The 18,221-nt window shown below is 40.7% G+C and carries 22 protein-coding genes, 1 tRNA gene and 1 pseudogene; 11 read left to right on the top strand and 13 right to left on the bottom strand.

The window, feature by feature from the left end; all coding sequences use genetic code 11:
* Window positions 1-57: 57 nt before the first annotated feature.
* Window positions 58-1,728 (bottom strand): alpha-keto acid decarboxylase family protein, encoded by a 1,671-nt coding sequence (locus AK822_RS08575; protein WP_060491321.1) that lies wholly within the window; start codon window positions 1,726-1,728, stop codon window positions 58-60.
* A 261-nt stretch (window positions 1,729-1,989) separates the two neighbouring features.
* On the opposite strand from AK822_RS08575, the gene AK822_RS08580 reads away from it, so the two are divergent.
* A tRNA-Gly gene (locus AK822_RS08580) sits at window positions 1,990-2,064 on the top strand.
* Window positions 2,065-2,500: 436 nt separating this feature from the next.
* Here the strand turns inward: AK822_RS08580 and AK822_RS08585 are convergent.
* Window positions 2,501-2,725 carry a helix-turn-helix domain-containing protein gene (locus tag AK822_RS08585; protein ID WP_055125017.1) on the bottom strand — a complete coding sequence of 75 codons (225 nt, stop codon included), beginning with the start codon at window positions 2,723-2,725 and terminating at the stop codon, window positions 2,501-2,503.
* A gap of 196 nt (window positions 2,726-2,921) precedes the next feature.
* Here AK822_RS08585 and AK822_RS08590 point away from each other — a divergent pair, with 196 nt between their 5' ends.
* Together AK822_RS08590 and AK822_RS08595 are read left to right on the top strand one after the other, a co-directional pair.
* Complete coding sequence (locus tag AK822_RS08590) at window positions 2,922-3,137, top strand: hypothetical protein (protein WP_060491322.1); 216 nt, start codon at window positions 2,922-2,924, stop codon at window positions 3,135-3,137.
* A gap of 26 nt (window positions 3,138-3,163) precedes the next feature.
* Window positions 3,164-3,931: an Arm DNA-binding domain-containing protein gene (locus tag AK822_RS08595; protein ID WP_228138996.1), complete on the top strand. Its 768-nt coding sequence runs from the start codon at window positions 3,164-3,166 to the stop codon at window positions 3,929-3,931.
* 7 nt (window positions 3,932-3,938) lie between these two features.
* On the opposite strand, the gene AK822_RS08600 is transcribed toward AK822_RS08595, so the two are convergent.
* On the bottom strand, window positions 3,939-4,817 hold the full coding sequence (locus tag AK822_RS08600) for an IS3 family transposase (RefSeq protein ID WP_060491323.1): 879 nt from the start codon (window positions 4,815-4,817) through the stop codon (window positions 3,939-3,941).
* Window positions 4,817-5,128: a transposase gene (locus tag AK822_RS08605; RefSeq protein ID WP_060491324.1), complete on the bottom strand. Its 312-nt coding sequence runs from the start codon at window positions 5,126-5,128 to the stop codon at window positions 4,817-4,819. The genes AK822_RS08600 and AK822_RS08605 overlap by 1 nt, the downstream gene beginning before the upstream one ends.
* A gap of 70 nt (window positions 5,129-5,198) precedes the next feature.
* On the opposite strand from AK822_RS08605, the pseudogene AK822_RS15105 reads away from it, so the two are divergent.
* The 3 genes and pseudogenes from AK822_RS15105 to AK822_RS08620 all read left to right on the top strand — a co-directional run.
* Window positions 5,199-5,663, top strand: a pseudogene (locus AK822_RS15105) (tyrosine-type recombinase/integrase); the annotation flags it as partial.
* Window positions 5,660-5,884, top strand: a complete 225-nt coding sequence (locus AK822_RS08615) for a hypothetical protein (RefSeq protein WP_228138997.1) — start codon at window positions 5,660-5,662, stop codon at window positions 5,882-5,884. The pseudogene AK822_RS15105 and the gene AK822_RS08615, both read left to right, overlap by 4 nt.
* An 80-nt stretch (window positions 5,885-5,964) precedes the next feature.
* Window positions 5,965-6,231, top strand: a complete 267-nt coding sequence (locus AK822_RS08620) for a hypothetical protein (protein ID WP_228138998.1) — start codon at window positions 5,965-5,967, stop codon at window positions 6,229-6,231.
* 281 nt (window positions 6,232-6,512) lie between these two features.
* Here AK822_RS08620 and AK822_RS08625 read toward each other — a convergent pair whose 3' ends face one another.
* Together AK822_RS08625 and AK822_RS08630 are read right to left on the bottom strand one after the other, a co-directional pair.
* Complete coding sequence (locus AK822_RS08625; protein WP_060491327.1) at window positions 6,513-7,079, bottom strand: hypothetical protein; 567 nt, start codon at window positions 7,077-7,079, stop codon at window positions 6,513-6,515.
* A 392-nt stretch (window positions 7,080-7,471) separates the two neighbouring features.
* Window positions 7,472-8,041 (bottom strand): DMT family transporter, encoded by a 570-nt coding sequence (locus tag AK822_RS08630; protein WP_060491328.1) that lies wholly within the window; start codon window positions 8,039-8,041, stop codon window positions 7,472-7,474.
* Between the two features lie 95 nt (window positions 8,042-8,136).
* On the opposite strand from AK822_RS08630, the gene AK822_RS08635 reads away from it, so the two are divergent.
* A complete protein-coding gene (locus AK822_RS08635; protein WP_060491329.1) occupies window positions 8,137-9,072 on the top strand; it encodes a LysR family transcriptional regulator in 936 nt (311 codons plus the stop codon).
* A 352-nt stretch (window positions 9,073-9,424) separates the two neighbouring features.
* On the opposite strand, the gene AK822_RS08640 is transcribed toward AK822_RS08635, so the two are convergent.
* The gene (locus AK822_RS08640; RefSeq protein ID WP_060491330.1) at window positions 9,425-9,943 is read right to left on the bottom strand and encodes a MarR family winged helix-turn-helix transcriptional regulator; all 519 of its coding nucleotides are present in this window, start codon (window positions 9,941-9,943) and stop codon (window positions 9,425-9,427) included.
* A 171-nt stretch (window positions 9,944-10,114) separates the two neighbouring features.
* Here AK822_RS08640 and AK822_RS08645 point away from each other — a divergent pair, with 171 nt between their 5' ends.
* The 3 genes from AK822_RS08645 (at window position 10,115) to AK822_RS08655 (ending at window position 13,191) form a co-directional block, all read left to right on the top strand.
* Window positions 10,115-11,077, top strand: a complete 963-nt coding sequence (locus AK822_RS08645; protein WP_060491331.1) for a DMT family transporter — start codon at window positions 10,115-10,117, stop codon at window positions 11,075-11,077.
* A 107-nt stretch (window positions 11,078-11,184) separates the two neighbouring features.
* Window positions 11,185-11,802 carry a nitroreductase family protein gene (locus AK822_RS08650; RefSeq protein ID WP_060491332.1) on the top strand — a complete coding sequence of 206 codons (618 nt, stop codon included), beginning with the start codon at window positions 11,185-11,187 and terminating at the stop codon, window positions 11,800-11,802.
* A gap of 300 nt (window positions 11,803-12,102) precedes the next feature.
* Window positions 12,103-13,191 carry an MFS transporter gene (locus AK822_RS08655; RefSeq protein ID WP_228138999.1) on the top strand — a complete coding sequence of 363 codons (1,089 nt, stop codon included), beginning with the start codon at window positions 12,103-12,105 and terminating at the stop codon, window positions 13,189-13,191.
* Between the two features lie 47 nt (window positions 13,192-13,238).
* Here AK822_RS08655 and AK822_RS15110 read toward each other — a convergent pair whose 3' ends face one another.
* The 3 genes from AK822_RS15110 to AK822_RS08670 are packed head-to-tail and all read right to left on the bottom strand — an operon-like array spanning window position 13,239 to window position 14,474.
* Window positions 13,239-13,457 (bottom strand): WG repeat-containing protein, encoded by a 219-nt coding sequence (locus AK822_RS15110; RefSeq protein ID WP_060491334.1) that lies wholly within the window; start codon window positions 13,455-13,457, stop codon window positions 13,239-13,241.
* A gap of 39 nt (window positions 13,458-13,496) precedes the next feature.
* A complete protein-coding gene (locus AK822_RS15115) occupies window positions 13,497-13,676 on the bottom strand; it encodes a hypothetical protein (protein ID WP_060491335.1) in 180 nt (59 codons plus the stop codon).
* A 45-nt stretch (window positions 13,677-13,721) separates the two neighbouring features.
* Window positions 13,722-14,474 (bottom strand): IS5 family transposase, encoded by a 753-nt coding sequence (locus AK822_RS08670; protein ID WP_060490363.1) that lies wholly within the window; start codon window positions 14,472-14,474, stop codon window positions 13,722-13,724.
* A 349-nt stretch (window positions 14,475-14,823) separates the two neighbouring features.
* On the opposite strand from AK822_RS08670, the gene AK822_RS08680 reads away from it, so the two are divergent.
* Window positions 14,824-15,153, top strand: coding sequence for a LysR substrate-binding domain-containing protein (locus AK822_RS08680; protein ID WP_060491337.1), 330 nt, complete (start codon window positions 14,824-14,826; stop codon window positions 15,151-15,153).
* Between the two features lie 597 nt (window positions 15,154-15,750).
* Here the strand turns inward: AK822_RS08680 and AK822_RS08685 are convergent.
* From AK822_RS08685 to AK822_RS08695, 3 genes are all read right to left on the bottom strand, one after another.
* The gene (locus tag AK822_RS08685) at window positions 15,751-16,881 is read right to left on the bottom strand and encodes a siderophore-interacting protein (protein ID WP_060491338.1); all 1,131 of its coding nucleotides are present in this window, start codon (window positions 16,879-16,881) and stop codon (window positions 15,751-15,753) included.
* A gap of 511 nt (window positions 16,882-17,392) precedes the next feature.
* Window positions 17,393-17,752, bottom strand: coding sequence for a hypothetical protein (locus AK822_RS08690; protein WP_060491339.1), 360 nt, complete (start codon window positions 17,750-17,752; stop codon window positions 17,393-17,395).
* Between the two features lie 36 nt (window positions 17,753-17,788).
* Window positions 17,789-18,196 carry a hypothetical protein gene (locus AK822_RS08695; protein WP_060491340.1) on the bottom strand — a complete coding sequence of 136 codons (408 nt, stop codon included), beginning with the start codon at window positions 18,194-18,196 and terminating at the stop codon, window positions 17,789-17,791.
* Window positions 18,197-18,221: the final 25 nt, after the last annotated feature.

Raw genomic sequence — 18,221 nt, forward strand, 5'->3', positions numbered from 1 at the left:
AGCAATGGTGCTAAATGGGGCTATTCATTTTTATGAAGCGAGTTTTTTATTACTCACTCAATCATTTTTTGGCTTCAGTGCGGCACTGATATCGGCGAGTAGTGGCGGGATATCATGCTTATCAGCGATGACCTCCAACATAACCAATTTGTCTTTTACAGCCGCTGCTTGCGTAAGAGCTGCTTTTAACTCGCCTGCTGTTTCTGCTTTTAGCAGCAGACTATTATCATCGGTAGCACCAAAAGCTTTTGGCATCATCTGCCAGTTACACTTAGGAATGTCATTATAGCGCTGGTTTTCACCATGAATCGCCCGCTCCACGGTATAGCCATCATTATTAATCAGTACAATCACTGGATTGATATGCTCTTGAATCATCACCGCGATTTCTTGAATGGTCAATAATGCTGAGCCATCACCAATCAATAAGACACTGCGCTTATTTGGCGATGCAATAGCCGCACCCAAACTTGCCGGTAGCGTATAACCAATCGAGCCCCACATTGGTTGTCCATAACAAGTCACGCCTTCTGGTAAACGCACATCACTGATGCCAAAATATGCCGTTCCCTGTTCTGCAAACACCAAATTATTATGGTCTAGATGATCGGCAATGATATGCCATAGATCATCTTGAAGAATAGCCTCGCTGTCCTTACCCTGCTGCTCATGCGGCTTGACTTCTTTACAGAACGGCTTTGGCACAATATTAATATCTGAGGTCAAGACTTCATGTAGCGTTTTTAGGGCGTCTTTTAGGGCAATGGGCGCAAAGTTTTTGCCAGCAATGCTCGCGCGCTCATAATGCAAATCAACCACTGTATTTTCATCAATATCTTGGCTAAAACCTGCCGTCGTAGTATCGGTATATTGCACACCTATTTTTATTAAGCACTCACAGTTTTCGACTGCATCCTTGACCACGGGACGTGATGCCACGCCAGCATAAGTCCCTGCCCAGCGCTCACTATTTTCGTCAAGCAAAGTTTTGCCCCATGACAACGTCGTATAAGGAATATCTGTATCAGCGATAAGTGCTTTAAGCTGATTTTGTAGTCCCAAACGATGCACCATCAAATCTGCCATCAGCGTCGTGGTTTTGTTTGGCAAAAACTCTATGAGCGCTTGTTTAAAATCTGCCAATGCTGCTTGACTGGTGATGTCTTCTTGGCTATCCACAAGCTTTGTAGTCGGCGGATAAATAGGTTGACGAGCAACGTCAGGCGATAGTAACAGATAGCCTGGGCGATGTTTTTTAAGAATCAGACGAATCACACGGTCGATTTCTGAGGCAGCATTTTCAGGGGTAAGCTGCGCTCGTGCTACCGTGACCGGCTCTACCATTTTAATAAAATGATTGAACACGCCATCACCAAGTGAGTGATGGATGCGGCGCTTTGAATCTTGTAGAGCCGTACTTGGCGCGCCCACGATATGAAGCACTGGTGCATACTCAGCAAAAGAGCCTGCGGTCGCGTTAATCGCTGACAATTCTCCCACCCCAAAGGTCGTCACCATCGCCGCAAAGCCGCGCTCACGTGCATAGCCGTCCGCTGCGTAACCTGCATTTAACTCATTGGTGTTACCCACCCAGCGCAGCTTATCAGAGGCGATAATATTGTCTAAAAAAGTTAAATTGAAATCACCAGGTACGCCAAATATCTCTGACGCGCCTGCTTCTGCGACACGATCAAACAAATAATCAGCGATGGTATATTGTTGACTCATAGTACTTATCCTTAAGTGTTATCTTTATAACTCATGAAAATGATTAATATGGTTAAAGTCATTATAAAACTGTATTCCAGCCTATTTATAGAAAGCAAAGCTTTTGGAATATAGATTACAACAATCTGTTATATCACAGATGAAGGCTAGGATAATATGCCAATTTACTATCTTTTACTTTTTTTCATACTAACTGTTGACACGTTCAAAAAACTGCGTATAATACGCCTTCATCAACTGACGATAGTTAATTGATAATTAGCGGGAATAGCTCAGTGGTAGAGCATAACCTTGCCAAGGTTGGGGTCGAGAGTTCGAATCTCTTTTCCCGCTCCAAATACTTAAAAAGCCTCACTTAACAGTGAGGCTTTTTTTTGTCTAATTTTCGGGGGTTGTAGGGATTTTCATTATTAGCTAGTTAGTCTAATTGATAAGATTATCTAACATATTAAAAGCTCAAAAATCAGCACCGTGACCAAAACGTGACCATTTCGTGCCCACGCTATAAACACTAATTACGTAATTGACCCCAACTTATTATTCTTATCTTTATCAAAAGCGATGCTAAGAAATATTTTCTTAACATCGCTTTTCCTTTTTTACTGCTTTTGTATATTGAACTCATAACGTGACCAAAACGTGACCAAATCATGAAAAAGTAAGTTTTAAAAATAACCCCAACCTTAATTGTAGGCCTTGAAACGTCATATATATATATATATAGGGATCTACCACTTATTCCTCTGCGCATCTTTTTCAATTTTGTAGATCATCAAGACTCTTCATCATCTTTAGTATTTGGCTTATAAATAAATAAGTCACCCACCTGCACATCTAAAAACTCACATAACTGATCGATAGTATTGAAGTCAATTCTTGATGACTCTTCATTGTATAGCTTATGAAGTGTTGATTTACTCATGCCTGTTGCTCTTACGACATCTGCTACACGCAACTTTTTCTCTGCCAGAATCACAGGAAGTTTAGACACAATCATAATTAATACCTCTTTTCGGGTAAAAATGATTTACATTGAAGTAAAAAGACAATATAGTACACAAATCGGTTACTAATTACCTTTAAGCGGGTAAATTATAGCTGATACTTCAAAGGTACATTTTTACAGGCTGATAAAATAGTTTTCATTCTATCACTTAATGCAACGACTTAATAACTGAAAAGAGGTAAATACCATGAGCAATACTTATTTAACAACTGATGAGTTAGCCGAACGCATCAAATACGACGCACGTACTATCCGCAATCAAATGAAAGACATTGTTTTGATTGAAAACATTCACTACATCCGTCCTTTTGGCGGTCGTAAGATTTTATATGTCTGGGAGCGTATCGAAGAAGATATGTGTAAGCCAGTTATGAGTGCCATCAATGGTATGGCTTTACAGTAAGTTTTATTTAAACAAGGAGATTAACAATGGCATCAGTAAGAGCAAGGCGTGGCAAACTATTCATAGATTTCACATATATGAATATTCGTTGCCGTGAGACAACAAACTTCCCTGATACTCCGGCAAACGTTAAAAAGCTGGCTTTAGTAGCAAAAAAAATGGAAGCAGAAATCACCCTAGGTATCTTTGACTATGGCGCTTACTTTCCGAAGAGTATGCGTTTAAAAGAGATGACGGCACTGGCTGATAGAGCGGAAGCTTGTATCAGTCGTAACCCAACCTTTAGGCAGTTTGTCGATATTTGGTATGAGGAGAAGAAGATTGAATGGCGGCCGAGCTATCGGCAAAAGACGCAGATTATTTTAAATAAGTACTTGTTACCTGAGTTTGGTGGTAAAGCGGTACATGCGATAAAAAAACCAGACTTGCTGACCTTCCGTAGCTCCCTCGCCAAAGTTCGTTACGGTAAAGAGGGTCAGTCAAGTCTGTCAGTAGCACGAATCAATCAGATTATGATACTAGAAGAAGCATCAGATCGCCATGAGTTTGAGATGCCTTATAAAAACATTAAGAATCTTAAACAAGCACGACCTGATGTCAGTCCTTTTACGTTAGACGAGGTATGGCTGATTTTAAAACATGTCCGTGCGGATTATAAGCCCTACTACACCATTCGCTTCTTTACGGGGATGCGTACCAGTGAGATCGATGGGCTGAAGTGGGACTGCATTAACTTTGATCGGCGTGAGATTAGTATCAGAGGGGCGTTAGTGAATGGGGAGATGGGTCTGTAGTGGTCAACTAATTTAGGACACCTGATAAGAGGTTTTGATTAAAGTAACGTTTCTCTTTTTCTAGCGGTGTTAAATAATTGTTAAAAGTATGCGGTCTCACGGTTTGATAATAGCCCCAGATATAATCAATCATGGCGCTTTTAGCCTCAGCGATATTCTCATAACCACTTTTTGGCATCCATTCTGTTTTAAAGCTTCTAAAGAATCGTTCGGTTGGGGCATTATCCCAACAGTTTCCACGACGGCTCATACTTTGCGTCATGCCCTCACAACTGGCAACGGATTCAGCAAATGTCTTACTGGTGTAATGGGTTCCCTGATCAGAGTGAAACAACACCGCACTTGGCTGTAAGCGCGTCTGATATGCCATCTGCAGTGCTTTAGCGGTCAGTATGCTGTCGGGTGAGTCTGATACAGCAAATCCCACCACACGCCGAGCATATAAATCTAAAACGACAGCTAAATAGCACCATCCGCCTTTGATACGAATATATGTGACATCGCCCGTCCAGACTTGATTGGGCGCTGATGGGCTAAAGTTTCTATTTAAGATATTGTGATGCGTTTTATGAACCTCGTCAGCGTGCTTGTATTTGTGCGTCTTCAATTGACAGCTTTTAAGGCCCATGCTGCTCATAAGTTTACTTACCATATAACGTGAAAGCTCGATGTTGTGTTCATTCATTAGTATGGCAATGATGCTGCGAGCCCCTGCTGATTGCTTCGAGTCGTTAAATATTTGGCGTATTAAGGCTTTGGTTTTGACAGTGTCAAGGCTAATTGACTTGGGCCTTAGTCCATAGTAGTAGCTGCTCTTCATCACGCCAAACAGTTTGCAAAGAAGACTTTTACTGATCCGTTTGTCTTGCTCTGCAAGCTGAATGATTAACGATAGCCGTTCAGGCTGTCTAACGCCAGCAGAGCAGAAGCCTTTTTTAGAATATCGCGCTCCATAGTGAGTCGCTTAACCTGCTTACGCAGCTCTTGAAGCTCGCGCTGTTCATCCGTTAAAGCGTTGCCGACTTTAGGTGCTTGGCCACTCATTTCTTGACGGTATTGACTCAGCCATTTCTGCAAGGTGGATTTACCTATCCCTAATGAATCGGCCACGTCAGGTATTTTACGTTTGTGATCAACAACTAAGCTGATGGCTTCTAATTTGAATTCTCGGGTATATTGATTGCGTTTGGTGGTCATACTGCTTTCCTCTTTGGGTTAGTATAAACCTCTTATGCGCTGTCCAATTTTATTATGCCACTACAGTCCGACTAAGACGTTAGGCTCACAACGCGATATTGCGATGTCACAGTTAGTATATGACGCCCTACTAGAGCAGAAGACGCGCACCTTTGGTAAGTCAGATTTTATCTTCTGCAACTCACAAGGCAATCCAATGGAGTACCGTAATGTAAACAGGCGGGTATGGAAGCCTACGCTTGCCCTACTCGGTCTCAAACATCGGCGTGCTTATCAGACTCGCCATACCGCAGCGACGCTTTAGCTCGCTGCTGGTGAAAATCCTGAGTGGATAGCGCGGCAGATGGGTCACAGTAGTACGGAGATGCTGTTTCGGGTGTATAGCCGCTACGTACCTGATATTACCCGACAGGATGGCTCTGCGATGGATAATTTGCTACTAGCTAGCAAGGAGAAGCTGACCAGCGCATCGAATAGCTCTGAGGCTGAAGCACTCATCAGGAATAAACAGACTGACAAGGAGACGTCACAATGACAATCATCAATTATGAAGAGCTGTTTGCTGAACTTAAACCTGACGGTGCAATCAGTGAGGATGCGAATAAGATTGCTAATGCATTGATGCGTGAGTTTTATATTTCATCGGGTCATAACCTCGCACGCTTCTTAGGAGTAAAGCACTGTTTTGCTAATGATATGGCGATGCGTGTGTGGGTTCAGAAGCGCTTGGAGGTGGATCTTGACTATGTTGATTGAGGATATGCGTTGTCAGCTTCAAAGCGAGCTTTATGAGCTACTACCGCACTCTGACTATGTCGGCTACTAAGGAGAATGTAATGAGTGTAAAACTTCAGCCGAATATGACGCAGAACGCACGAGATCTAAAAATCTGTGAGGATTACTGGGCATATGATAATCAAAGCGACTACGTTAAGCACGTAAAAGCGCTTTGTCAGACGTATGAGATTAGCTCACCTGTATTGTTTGCGATAATCGCTCAGTGTTATGTCTACTTAGATGATGTTGTATGTGAGTACTGTGGTTATCCTTGTCCACTTGAAGTACCGGCAGATATTTCATATATGCGTGCAAAAGAGCGTTAGTGCTGTGAGGTATGTGAGCATGCTGTGTGGCGGGAACATAATCATAGATAAATTATTAGAAATTTTAAAGCCATGCAGCTTGAGTTGCCTGGCTTTTTTGTGGGCAGCAGATCTTCTCTTAAATACAGCTTAAATTTAGTGTGCCACTACAACGTCGAGATGGTTTATTTTTTTGGTCAAGATAGCCCAAGCTAAGACCTCTAAAAAAGGTAGAGGGTAGTATGAGCCAAGTTTAGGCTAAAAACTTGGCTTTAAAAGGTAAATACAGGAAAAAAGTTAGTTTAAAATTGACTGTAGTCCACTTTAACGAGTTTAGATTGCTGAACCTTTTTTAGTTTGAATGTCTTGGTCTTTTCATCCCAAATGTTGACATAATAGGTGATAAGTTGTTTACCTGTGGTTTCGTTGACTTGCTCGCCTTCACAATTGCGACTGATAAATAAGCGGCTATTGGGATAGAAAGCCAAACGCTCGTTGTCATCAAGTTCTGCGCCGTCTGCGAAGCATTCTGCGCCACTTTCATAAGGGGTTACACTATCCTCAGTTTCACCCAGTGGGATACCGTATACTTTGCCAGTACGTTTATCAATCATAGCCCCTGATACACAGCTTGTACCACAGCCCCAGGTTGTTACGATATAGTTACCCGCGAAGTTAATTTCACCATCTTTATGAGCTGCTTTCAGTCGAGTACGAAAAGAGCTCCAGTCACCTAATTTTAAGGGTGCTTGTTTACCGTTATAGATTTTAGCAGGGTATTTTTCAAAGCTGTAACCAGCGATGGTTTCAGCATGAGAAGTAGAGATGCAAGCCAAGGCAAAACAAAGATAAGCCGCAAGCTTTTTCATAAGAATTCCTTTTTTAATCGCGGTCAGTACAGAAAACGGAAATTATAGTACGGTAAGTACATTTGTTTAATTCTACATCAATTAAGTTAAATAATTTTTCCTAAAATTACTTATTAAAATAATAACCTGATAAGGTTTGGTCAAGTCTTACAAGCTCTATATTGAGCTTGAATACAATCAAACTATAATTCAAAAGGATTTGGGGATAAAATCACCTAGACAGGTTTATCATGAGTTTTATTGCACCGCCGCTTGATTAAAATCTCCCAAGTTTGGTTCTAGGGACTTAATAGCATACCCCAGTTATCTTTTTTCAAATACAGGCTTAACAAGATCACCAAATAGTATTTGAATAATTAATCCTCATTGCTTACGCATTGATATAGATATGATTAGCTTTCAAAATGAGAAACAGACTTAGTACTACTTGTCGACGTATTTTCTATGGTATTTAAATCGCCAATGATGCTAGCTTTAACATTACTTGAATTGGTAGATGAAGGCGTGAGCCACAGCACCATGATCATGCCTAGTAGAACAAAAGTAACACCTACTAAACGCCCAGCATTTATTTCTTTCACTGGTAAATTCATAAGACCGTACTGGTCTAATATTAATGAAATAAGCATTTGACCCGCGATCACGCAAACAATAAAGCGAGTTGCGCCTAAACGAGGGACTAGAATTAATGCGGATGTAATATAGATGACGCCAGCTATGCCACCAAACCAGACCCATATTGGTAATTGTCCGATTTCACTCAATATGGGCGTAGGGACACGCATAGAAAGAATGACAGGTATCGCTATAAGTACACTCACCAATAGCGACACTACCGTTGCCCAAAGAGGATGTCCAAGAGCACGGCCTAATTCAGCATTACTCGCAGCTTGGAGAGGGACTAAAGCGCCAGCAACTAAGGCGATAATGGCAAAAGAGATACCAGTAAGTGATAGATTCATACGTTTGCTCCAGATTTATTTAATTTTCTGGAATAATTATTTCATATTAAAAATTTGAATTGAAATTATTGTTTTTTTACTTCACTATTCGTTATATGAATAACTTAAGACGTATTGACCTTAATTTGCTCGTGACGTTGCACGCATTATTAGTAGAAAAGCACGTATCACGAGCCGCTCTCCGGTTACATAAAAGTCAGCCGGCAGTTAGCCACGCACTGGCCCATTTACGTACCCTATTTGATGACCCTCTATTGGTTCGACGTTCAGGAAAATTGGAATTGACTTCGCGAGCGAGCGAGTTAATCCTGCCGTTGACTGATGTTCTAGAGCAGCTCAGTGCGTTGATTGAGACCCCAGAATTCAATCCTCTCAGTGCGAAGCGAGTATTTCGTCTGGCTATGTCTGACTATGGCGCGCGTGTATTTATGCCAAGTTTGGTGCGCTCATTAAGAGTGCTTGCGCCTGGCATTGAGCTTGAGGTGAGTCAAGGAAGCCGCGAAGCGATGATGGCGGATGTGTTCGATGGTGAAACTGACATGGCTTTCGGTGTATTCCCAGATAAAGTGCCAGAAGCGCTTCGTATGCACACCTTATTTGTTGAGTCTTTTGCTTGTTTAGCAGACAAAAAAACTTTGCCAGAGACTGGTATTCTCGATAAAGATAGTTGGTTGGCTCGACCGCATATCCTCGTTGCCATGCAGTCAGGTGCTAATAATGAAATTGAACGTGCACTTAATGGCGCAGGATTAAGTCGTCGTGTTGTAATGACTTTGCCACATTGGGGAATTGCCAATCAATTAGTGGCTGGTACCGATCTGATTTTGACAGCGGCGCGGCGTAGCTTTGATATGACTGATAGCAACTCACAGGTTCAAATATTCGAACCACCTTTTCCAATTGCATCATTCGACTTTAAATTGCTATGGCATCAACGCCGTGAGGGCGATGCGGCGCATAATTGGCTGAGGCAATTAATTATTAGTCTGCTCAATTCAGAACTTAACGAAGAAGTTAGCAGAACCACCTAAAACAATAACTCAGTCTAACAACGTATACCTATCATCAATAATAGCCTGTTGGTCATCAATGTGTTCATAGCGATGTTTGATCTATGCTGTTGCATATGTAGAAAATAACATTAATATTTCGATGACTGTATATCTCACTGAACGAATTCAATGAGCTGATAATTGCTGAACTGATTTAATCAGTTCGGTGCCTTGGTGAAGACTTGGATATTAGGCTGTAGGTTACTGATATCTTCCGTAAGGTATGGAATTACGATTTACTTGTAACGCACATTAAGTAAGCTTTCCGAGGATAAGTTCAATTGTTTTCGATTACCTACTATTTATCTCTACATAAAGATATTTTTTATGTCTAAACAATAGGCAGGTTATTCTCAATTTTCTTTAATAATAAATTGAGAATAAGTAGCTCTTCCTCACTCATATCACTCATCAAGTCATTCTCCAATTGCACGTGTGATGCGACGGCTCTATCAATCAATTCAAGACCTTTTGGGGTTAGTTTGACTAATAAGCTTCGTTTGTCCTCTAGGTTATCAATGCGCTCAATAAGTTCCTTCTTTTCTAAATGCTGTAAGCGATTGGTCATCGTACCAGAACTGACCATCATGCTATCAAACAAAACGGTTGGGCTCATTAAATATGGGGTCCCTGTGCGTCGTAGTGTCGCCAACACATCAAATTCCCAATGTGATATTTGATAGTTTATCTTATAGTTAGCCGATAGCCTTCGCATTAATATCACTTCTAACCGTTTGATACGCCCTATAGTCTCCATTGCCAACAAAGTATCAGTAGCAAATCCTTGGTTTTGCCATTGACTAATAATTTTCTGTACCGCATCTTCTTGCGTACACCCTTTAGCTTGCATTGATTTACTCCTCGTTACGATCAAAATATTTATGATTCTGTAAATATTAAAACGTCTATTTCTACTAAGAAACTGCTCATAACGATAATAATAGCAAGATTATTATCTTGACATCAAGATATTTAATGATATTCTGACATCAAGCCACATTTTAGGCCGTTAGGATATTATATGACTAAATTTACAGAACGAAATAGCTCTCCTTGTAAAAGTGTATGGCTAGTACCTTTAACTTGCCTTCTAGTTGGAGGCGCGTTACTTGGTATCTCTACCAACGTTGCAAAATATGCGGGTGAAATAGATTTGTCTCCGCTTGCCTTTTTATTTTGGTCAATTGCTGGTGCTGCCACAATCTTGTTAGTTATTGCGTTACTACGCCAGGAACTTCCACCTCTCAATAAACGCAGCTTTGAATATTACTTTATCTCTGCTTTGGTCAGCGTTGCAGGCTCTAACTTACTTTTCTTCTCCGCTATCCCCCATGTCGGTGCCAGTTTTGTAGCCCTAATCATTTCCTTACCACCACTTCTTACCTATCTTGGGGCACTAGCGTTAGGGATGGAGCGATTTCAGACGGTTCGAGCTCTTGGGGTTGCAGCTGCACTTGCCGGTGCAGGTGTCCTAGCTGCCCGTAAATTTTCTGCACCAGATGCCAGTGTATTTTGGATTTTGATAGCACTCTGTGGCCCTGTTTTACTCGCTATTGGCAATCTCTATCGTACATTGCGTTGGCCGGAAGGAGCGTCTCCCAATGCGCTTGCTCCAGGCATGCTTATTGCGGCTGTAGTCTTACTTGGCGCAACAAGCCTCCTACCGAACTTCTCACTGACTGTTCCACTGGGAGGTTTCCTGCCACTTGGTTTAATTACCTTACAGGCCTTCATATTCGCAGGTCAGTTTCAATTATTGTTTCTGCTTCAAAAAACGGGTGGCCCGGTTTTGCTAAGCTTACTGGGGTCAGTTGGCGCCATTGTAGGTGTGCCTGTCGCTGTTTTTTTACAAGGCGAGTCTCCACCGGACGGACTCATTCTAGGCGCCTCTTTGATTGCACTCGGTGTGGCACTTGTTACATGGGGTGGTATGAAAATGATGACACTATCGAAACAAAAACTTGAAGTGCCTGATAAGACCTGAATTTAAAAAGTTTGATTTCCTTTGTAAGTTTATTCAATAAGCCTGGCCAACCTTAATCACACGATATAAATAACATTCTATTTAACAAAATTTAAAAGGATAAAAATATGCCGCAATCCAATTCAGCCAACCTACAACAAGCTTTCACTAAACGTCGGTCCATTTATGCTTTAGGTGGCAACTTACCAGTAAAATCACAAGCAATTATTGATATTGCTGAGCGCACAATACTAAATACCCCTTCAGCCTTCAATTCACAGACGACACGTCTGGTAGTGTTGTTTGGTAAGCAGCATAAGCAGCTATGGGATATCACTGAAACCCATTTACGTAAGGCGGTTGGCAGTAACGACTTTTCAGGTAGTAAACAAAAAATGGATGGTTTTCGTGCGGCTGTGGGTACAGTTATGTTTTACGAAGATAAGGAGGTTATACAATCGTTGCAAGATAAGTTTGAGCTATATGCTGATAGATTTCCTATTTGGGCGCAGCAAACCTCAGCAATGCATCAATATGCTATGTGGCTAGAATTAAGTGCTTTAAATATTGGTGCAAATCTTCAGCATTATAATCCACTAATCAATAATGATATTGCATCAGCTTTTTCAATTCCTAAGCAGTGGGAACTGGTTGCTCAAATGCCATTTGGTAACATCGTTGAGCCAGCTGGCGAAAAAACCTATCAGTCAGCCAGTGAACGTATCAGAGTGTTTGGACTGCAGTAACAAGGCCTTGATGCTAATGTCAGTATGTTTGGACATTATAAAGTCAGATTTTCTCGAATATATACAGTAGACAGAGCCCTTAATTTTTACGATTTTTTAGATCTAAAATGCTAGCGTATATTTGATTATTGCTTGGCACTACTGCAAAAGACAACCAATTAAAGTTGTGATGCTGCATCGACTCATAACTAAAAAAGACACATAGCCAATAGTGTGAGGTAGGAAATGAATAAGTTTAGTCATAACCAATGGATACTAGTCACCATAATAATACTCGTAGGTCTTAATCTTAGGCCTATTATGGCCTCCATATCTCCAATCATACCCGTTTTAGCAAACGATATAGGAATAAATAATCAAACTGCTGGACTATTGACTACTTTGCCAGTTGCAATGATGGGCTGCTTTGCGCTTTTAGGTCCCAGAATTCAATCTAGAGTAAGCGAGTATATAGGTATATTAGTTGGATTGTTGGCGATAGCACTTTCTTGTGGCTACCGATTTTTTGCTGACTCTACATTACTTCTACTACTGACTTCTCTCATTGGAGGTATTGGTATAGCAATCATTCAAACTCTAATGCCCGCCTATTTAAAAAGAATTGCGCCAGACAATGCTAGTGTTTTTATGGGGTTATTTACAACAGGTATTATGGCGGGGGCTGCAATATCAGCTGCTACAACCTCTCCTTTAGAAGGAGTATTTGGCTGGAATATCGCTTTATCAATTATGGCTATCCCTGCTATATTGGCAATTATACTGTTTTTCTCTGGTATGCCACATATCAAGAGCAGTAGAAACGGTTATTTGCCTCTACCTATAAAGTCTAAAAATGCATGGCTGTTAATGCTTTTCTTTGGCATAGGAACAGGCGCATACACATTGGTTCTAGCTTGGTTGCCACTAAATTACACCCAGCTTGGGTGGAGTAGAGATGCTTCTGGCGCTTTATTAAGTATTTTAACAATGGCAGAAGTAATTTCTGGCATCTTAATTTCTATATTTATCAAAAAATTCAACGATCGCCGAAAGCCATTATTTGTCACTCTATCGCTCATATTAGTTGGTTTAATATTGCTTATCTATATCCCCTCAAAGCTTGCATTTTTAACCGTTATAATTTTAGGGTTAGGGATTGGTGCTTTATTTCCTTTATCTTTAATCATAGCGCTTGATTACGCCTCTAACGCTAAGCAAGCCGTGACTTTATTAGCTTTTGTGCAAGGTGGTGGATACTTAATTGCTTCAGTATTCCCGTTCATGGCAGGTGTTTTAATTGATGCTTCAAGTGAGTTAACGGGAGCATGGATTGGAATGATTATTGGGGTTTTACTGTTATTCACTATTTGTAATAAATTCTCTCCACGAGATTTTGTGGTTCGTTATTAGTATACTTTAAGATAAAAGTGGGAACTAAAAGAAAGGATATATTCTAATTATGGACACCAATTTATTTGAGCTATGCTCAAGGTATTATATCTAGCCAAACCTTCATAGTAATCGTCTAACCAACTGAACTTAAAAGGTACTATGGTCTTACCAGTTCTATCTATGACGCCATACTTATCATTTTTACTGACGACTATCCTACCGTCACTGAAATCGCCTACCGTTTGGTAAGCATAGGGTATGACCATTTTACCCGTTTTATTCATGTAGCCATATTTACCGCTTTTGTAGACGGCAACCAAGCCTTATTTAAAGTCACGATAGTCAATAATCACCCCATAAAAAAGCGGTGCTTGATGTTCAACCGGTATGACTAGTTTGCCAGCTTCATTGATATAGCCTTGCATGTATAAATAGTCTTCGTAATCCTCAGCGCCATCGTAACCTTTGACCTTGCTCTTTTTCATTAATGAGACACGAGCCATGCCCTCAGAGGAATCACCTCAACTATAATAGGGCGTGTTGAACATTCAAAGTTTCAACCAAAGATAAGCACAAGCGAGAGCCACCGTATTCTCATAACTTTGCTTGAGCTTATCAAATCTAGTTGCAACCGCCCTGTAGTTTTTTAACTTAGCAAAAGCATTTTCTACTAAGTGTCGAGCCTTGTACAAGTGCCAGTCCATATGGTTATTGGTGGACTTAGTATTCTGTTTTCGAGGAATATTATTGAAGCAACCTGCTCGTTCAATATGCGCTCGCAGTGGATCAGAATCATAGCCCTTATCGGCACATAGTATGTCTGTACTACTTAAATTAATCTCATCAATTAAGTCTGGAGCCACCTTTACATCGTGAGTCGTGCCATCTGATAGGATAAAAGTAATAGGGTTGCCATGAGCATCAACTGCTAAATGAATCTTGGTTGCGCGTCCTGCCACACTTTTACTAATGGCTTGTTCCACCTCATTGCTACCATTACTGTGCTGATGTGCTTTAATGTGTGTGCCATCGATAAACACCCATTCACAGTCTGAGTCTTTAGTTAATAAAGCGAACAGTGCAATCAGTTTATTGCTACGAAACCAGCGCTGATAAGCCTTGTAGACGGTATTAGGCTTACCAAAGTAAGGTGGCAGATCACGCCAAGGACAGCCAACACGCATCCGATATAATACGCCTTCAAAGGTTTGTCTAAGATTCCCTTTGTCATAGATATTAAGTTCTAGTAATATAGGTCTTAGTCTTGTCCAGTGTTGATCTTTGAGCATTGTACGAGGCATAGCAAACGATGTCTTTTTTGTGTGAGAACTTAAAGACTAACCGTTTGCTATTTTTTTGCTACTATTTTATTCCCAATGTTCAACACGCCCTAGTTTGCAGGTACAAAAACCTTCCCATTATCATTTTTATAGCCACACTTAAAATCATTATTATTCTCTACCTCAAAACTCTGCAATGCGGCTACAGCAGGTAATATCGCAAATACGCCACAGAGACCTAAAACCAGTGACGTTTTTTTATTATATATTTTCATCTTAATCTCGGTTATAAGGTGTGGAAACGATATAGCATTGATAAAAACTGGCCTATATAACACTGCTACTATGGGTATTAAATTTAGGGGTTCCTATGTCACTCAAGCAATTAAAAGGGATGCCACTGCTACATGATTCACACAACCATTGGCAACGTTTTCTTAACACGGCAGATAAGCTGTCAGGTGCAGTATTTAACCAAACCGCGCTGTCTTTAGATGCTGCTTTAGCAGGACAGGGAGTTGCGATTACTTGTCAGGCGTTCGTACAAGCTGATTTGTCTGCGGGGCGTTTGGTACAAGTTAGTAAGTTAGATTTAACTGTTGAGCCTGATTACTACCTTATTCGTAAACGCACATCAGTATCACGACCTGCTGTAGATGCGGTATGGGAGTGGTTTATTGAAAACTTGGTTATTGGTTGATTAGTCTGTAATAGCTATATCCCAAGGAAACCAGCTACTTCACCCTTCAAACCTATTAACATACCACTTATAACAGACTGGTATAATGGAACCACTTATAACTGAACAGCACCAGTACCGTCGAAGACCCGATATATCTAGCTGCCTTGCAGTCAGTGAAACATTGCTGTTGTTGCCTTCTATTTATTTAACAGCTTCAGCTTTGGAAACTGTACTATAGACTCTGGTTTTCTTAGTCATGATAAACTCCTCATAGAGTCGTTAGTTTACCAACTTCTTCTCCAAGATTTCTTCAGCATAGCTCACCAGCACCACTGAGTATTTCTTTGGACTCTTGCACTCATAAAAGCTAGTCTACTATCTATACTAGCATCACATTGCTGTATGCCTTAATAGTCATGTAAACTACAATTGAGCAGAGCCGATGCAGTGCTACTCATACTCATTGCACTGATCGCTAAAGATCCTGAACCAATTTCGAGGAAACTTCGTCTATCCATGACTATCTCCTTATTGTAATTTTGAAAATACAAATTTTTATTAGCATTATTTTTATTTGAATAAGTATGAGATTCAATAATAAGATACACCTACTCCTTAAGACGTTCGCCAATACACCTTCATAACCATATCTTGGCGAGATAAATCAAACTTAGTTTTTAATTGGCGCCTTAATATTTTGGCATCAGCTGCGCTAAGCGCGCCCCAAACCTTCTCTATAAGAATAGAGCCGTCTTCTAAACGTGTATCTATAGCTGAGACAATAGCATCAGGAAGATCAATAGAAGGTGCATTCAAAATATGCACTATATTGTCTTGTTTAAAACTATTTATCTCTGCCAATGTCTGACTTAATTCGATCTCTTGTAGATAAGACAGCTCTGCACCATCATTCGTCATGACAATGACGATTGGCGCTATCGGATTTTGCCAGTTTTCTAATAAATTAGCGACTGTCGGCATAGATGTTTCGTCGCACAGAAGCAGGCACTGACCATCATTTAAATGCGCAATCCTTTCTGGATAATCGCGTACACTTTTAAGCTGTGTTCCTGCTTGAACCGCTCTCGCCCAATTACCACCAGAGGTATCCCCATGAATATAAATATCCACCCAACCCTGTATTTGCTGAGTTTCTGCATCTTGCCATGCTTTTCGCAAGGTATAGTAACGCTGTAATTTCTCCGAGGCGGCGGCAGAGTTATGACTAATTGATACGTCAGTATTCATTTCAAACAGATAGGCGTATCCTGCATGATTCAGTGGCGTATCAGCAGGTGCAGCGACTACCAATCGGAACATATTCGGGCTGGCGTAATAACCATCAATCACAGTGAAATAACGCTCTTGCTGTTTTATCGCGAGCTTGCCAAGTTTCTTTGAAGCCACTTGCAAAAGGTTAATATATTGCGACTTCAAAGTAATGGTTTCATCAATCACATTTTCAAATTCAATAAAAAACTGGCTGATGCCATCAGATAACATTTCTACTTTGTGATTTGGCAAAGCTTCTACATTTTGGACTGATGCTTCGAGCAATAATCCATTGCTATAAACCTCTGCTACCACAACTGCCATATCATTACTGAGCTTGGTGTCAGCAAATGCTTCTACAAACAGCGCCAATTCGTCTTGGTGTTCATCATTGACATGGTTCATGAACTTTATTTTAGCTACCATGGGTAATGGCATTTTGTCTGTATAATGTTGATCAAAAACTTGGGACATAATGCACTCTTTATAAAAAGTTGGTTTTATAAAAAAGACAAGGCGCATGATTCACTCAATCGCCTGATCCATTAATATTGTGTGATAACAATACTTTTAACTAGAATCAAAACTAGAACTTATAAGACAGCGACGCTTTTACTTCACGCTCATCACCTGGCATAGTAAAGGTATTGAGTGAGCCGACGCGGACATAACGGTCTTTATTTAACAGGTTATAAACGTTTAATTGACCGGTATTGAGGTCTGTTTGATATCACTATCTAGATAGCTATAACCACCAGATACCTGCAACTTAGGTATAATGATAATCAGCCTCTCTATCAGAATAGCGAATACCGACACTTATGACACCAGCACTAGCCAGACGATGCTCAAAATCAGCAAACACATCATGGCTCTGACTGTTAAAGTCGTTCCACTTAGCCCCATAAAAATCATTATTAGGTAGGGAGATTAAAGATTTATCAGCAAAGGTAGGCAGACCATTATTGGGGGTGATTTGTCGATCTTACATCAAATAACCCAGACCAAATTTACTGGTATCATTCAATTGCTTATCAACACTGACGTAGGCCGTACTGTTTTGATTGTCTTTACCACCGATGTCATCAACTACTGGATTGGAGCGCTGATTGTATTGCAGCCCCGTGCGACCAATGAGACTGTCATCGGCGCTCAAGCTGCCCTGAAGACCAGCAGATACGCCATAGCCTTCTGGATTGCTAATATTGGCTTTACCATGCTTTCGAACCAAATTCACCACACCGCCCATCTCTGACGCTGAGTTAAACAAGCCAGAAGGTCCGCGCATAACCTCTACTCGGTCAAATGCGGCTAAGTTAGGCAAGGTGCCATTGATACTTGCCATGGGAGATGCGAGCTCATCAATACTATATTGATCATATTAATAACCACGAGAGTAAATAGATGAGCGCCCATCATCATCTTTCAGAACTCGTAAACCGGTCGTGCGCTTAGCAATTTGGTCTAACGTATCAAGATTTAAGTCATCAATTTTTGCTTGGGTGATCAAACTGATAGACTGGGGAATATTTTCTAGATAATCTGGTATCTTGGTACCGACCGTCGCGACATTGGCATTATATAAGTCATTATCTTCACTTGGATCAATGGCATATAAAGGGTTCACGGTTACCACAATCGTATCTAAAGTGGTACTAGGTAATGCATCAGCACTATCTTCTGATTCAGCCGCTATCGCTGGTAACGACATAAAGAGTAAAAATAATATAGAATAGCACAGCGGTGACAGTCTAAAATGCGAGGATTGATTTGAGGTATTACGAACCACGTTAGTATTCCTTAAAGCCATAGTA

The sequence above is a fragment of the Psychrobacter sp. P11F6 genome (genome assembly GCF_001435295.1).
In the GTDB taxonomy this organism is placed as follows: domain Bacteria; phylum Pseudomonadota; class Gammaproteobacteria; order Pseudomonadales; family Moraxellaceae; genus Psychrobacter.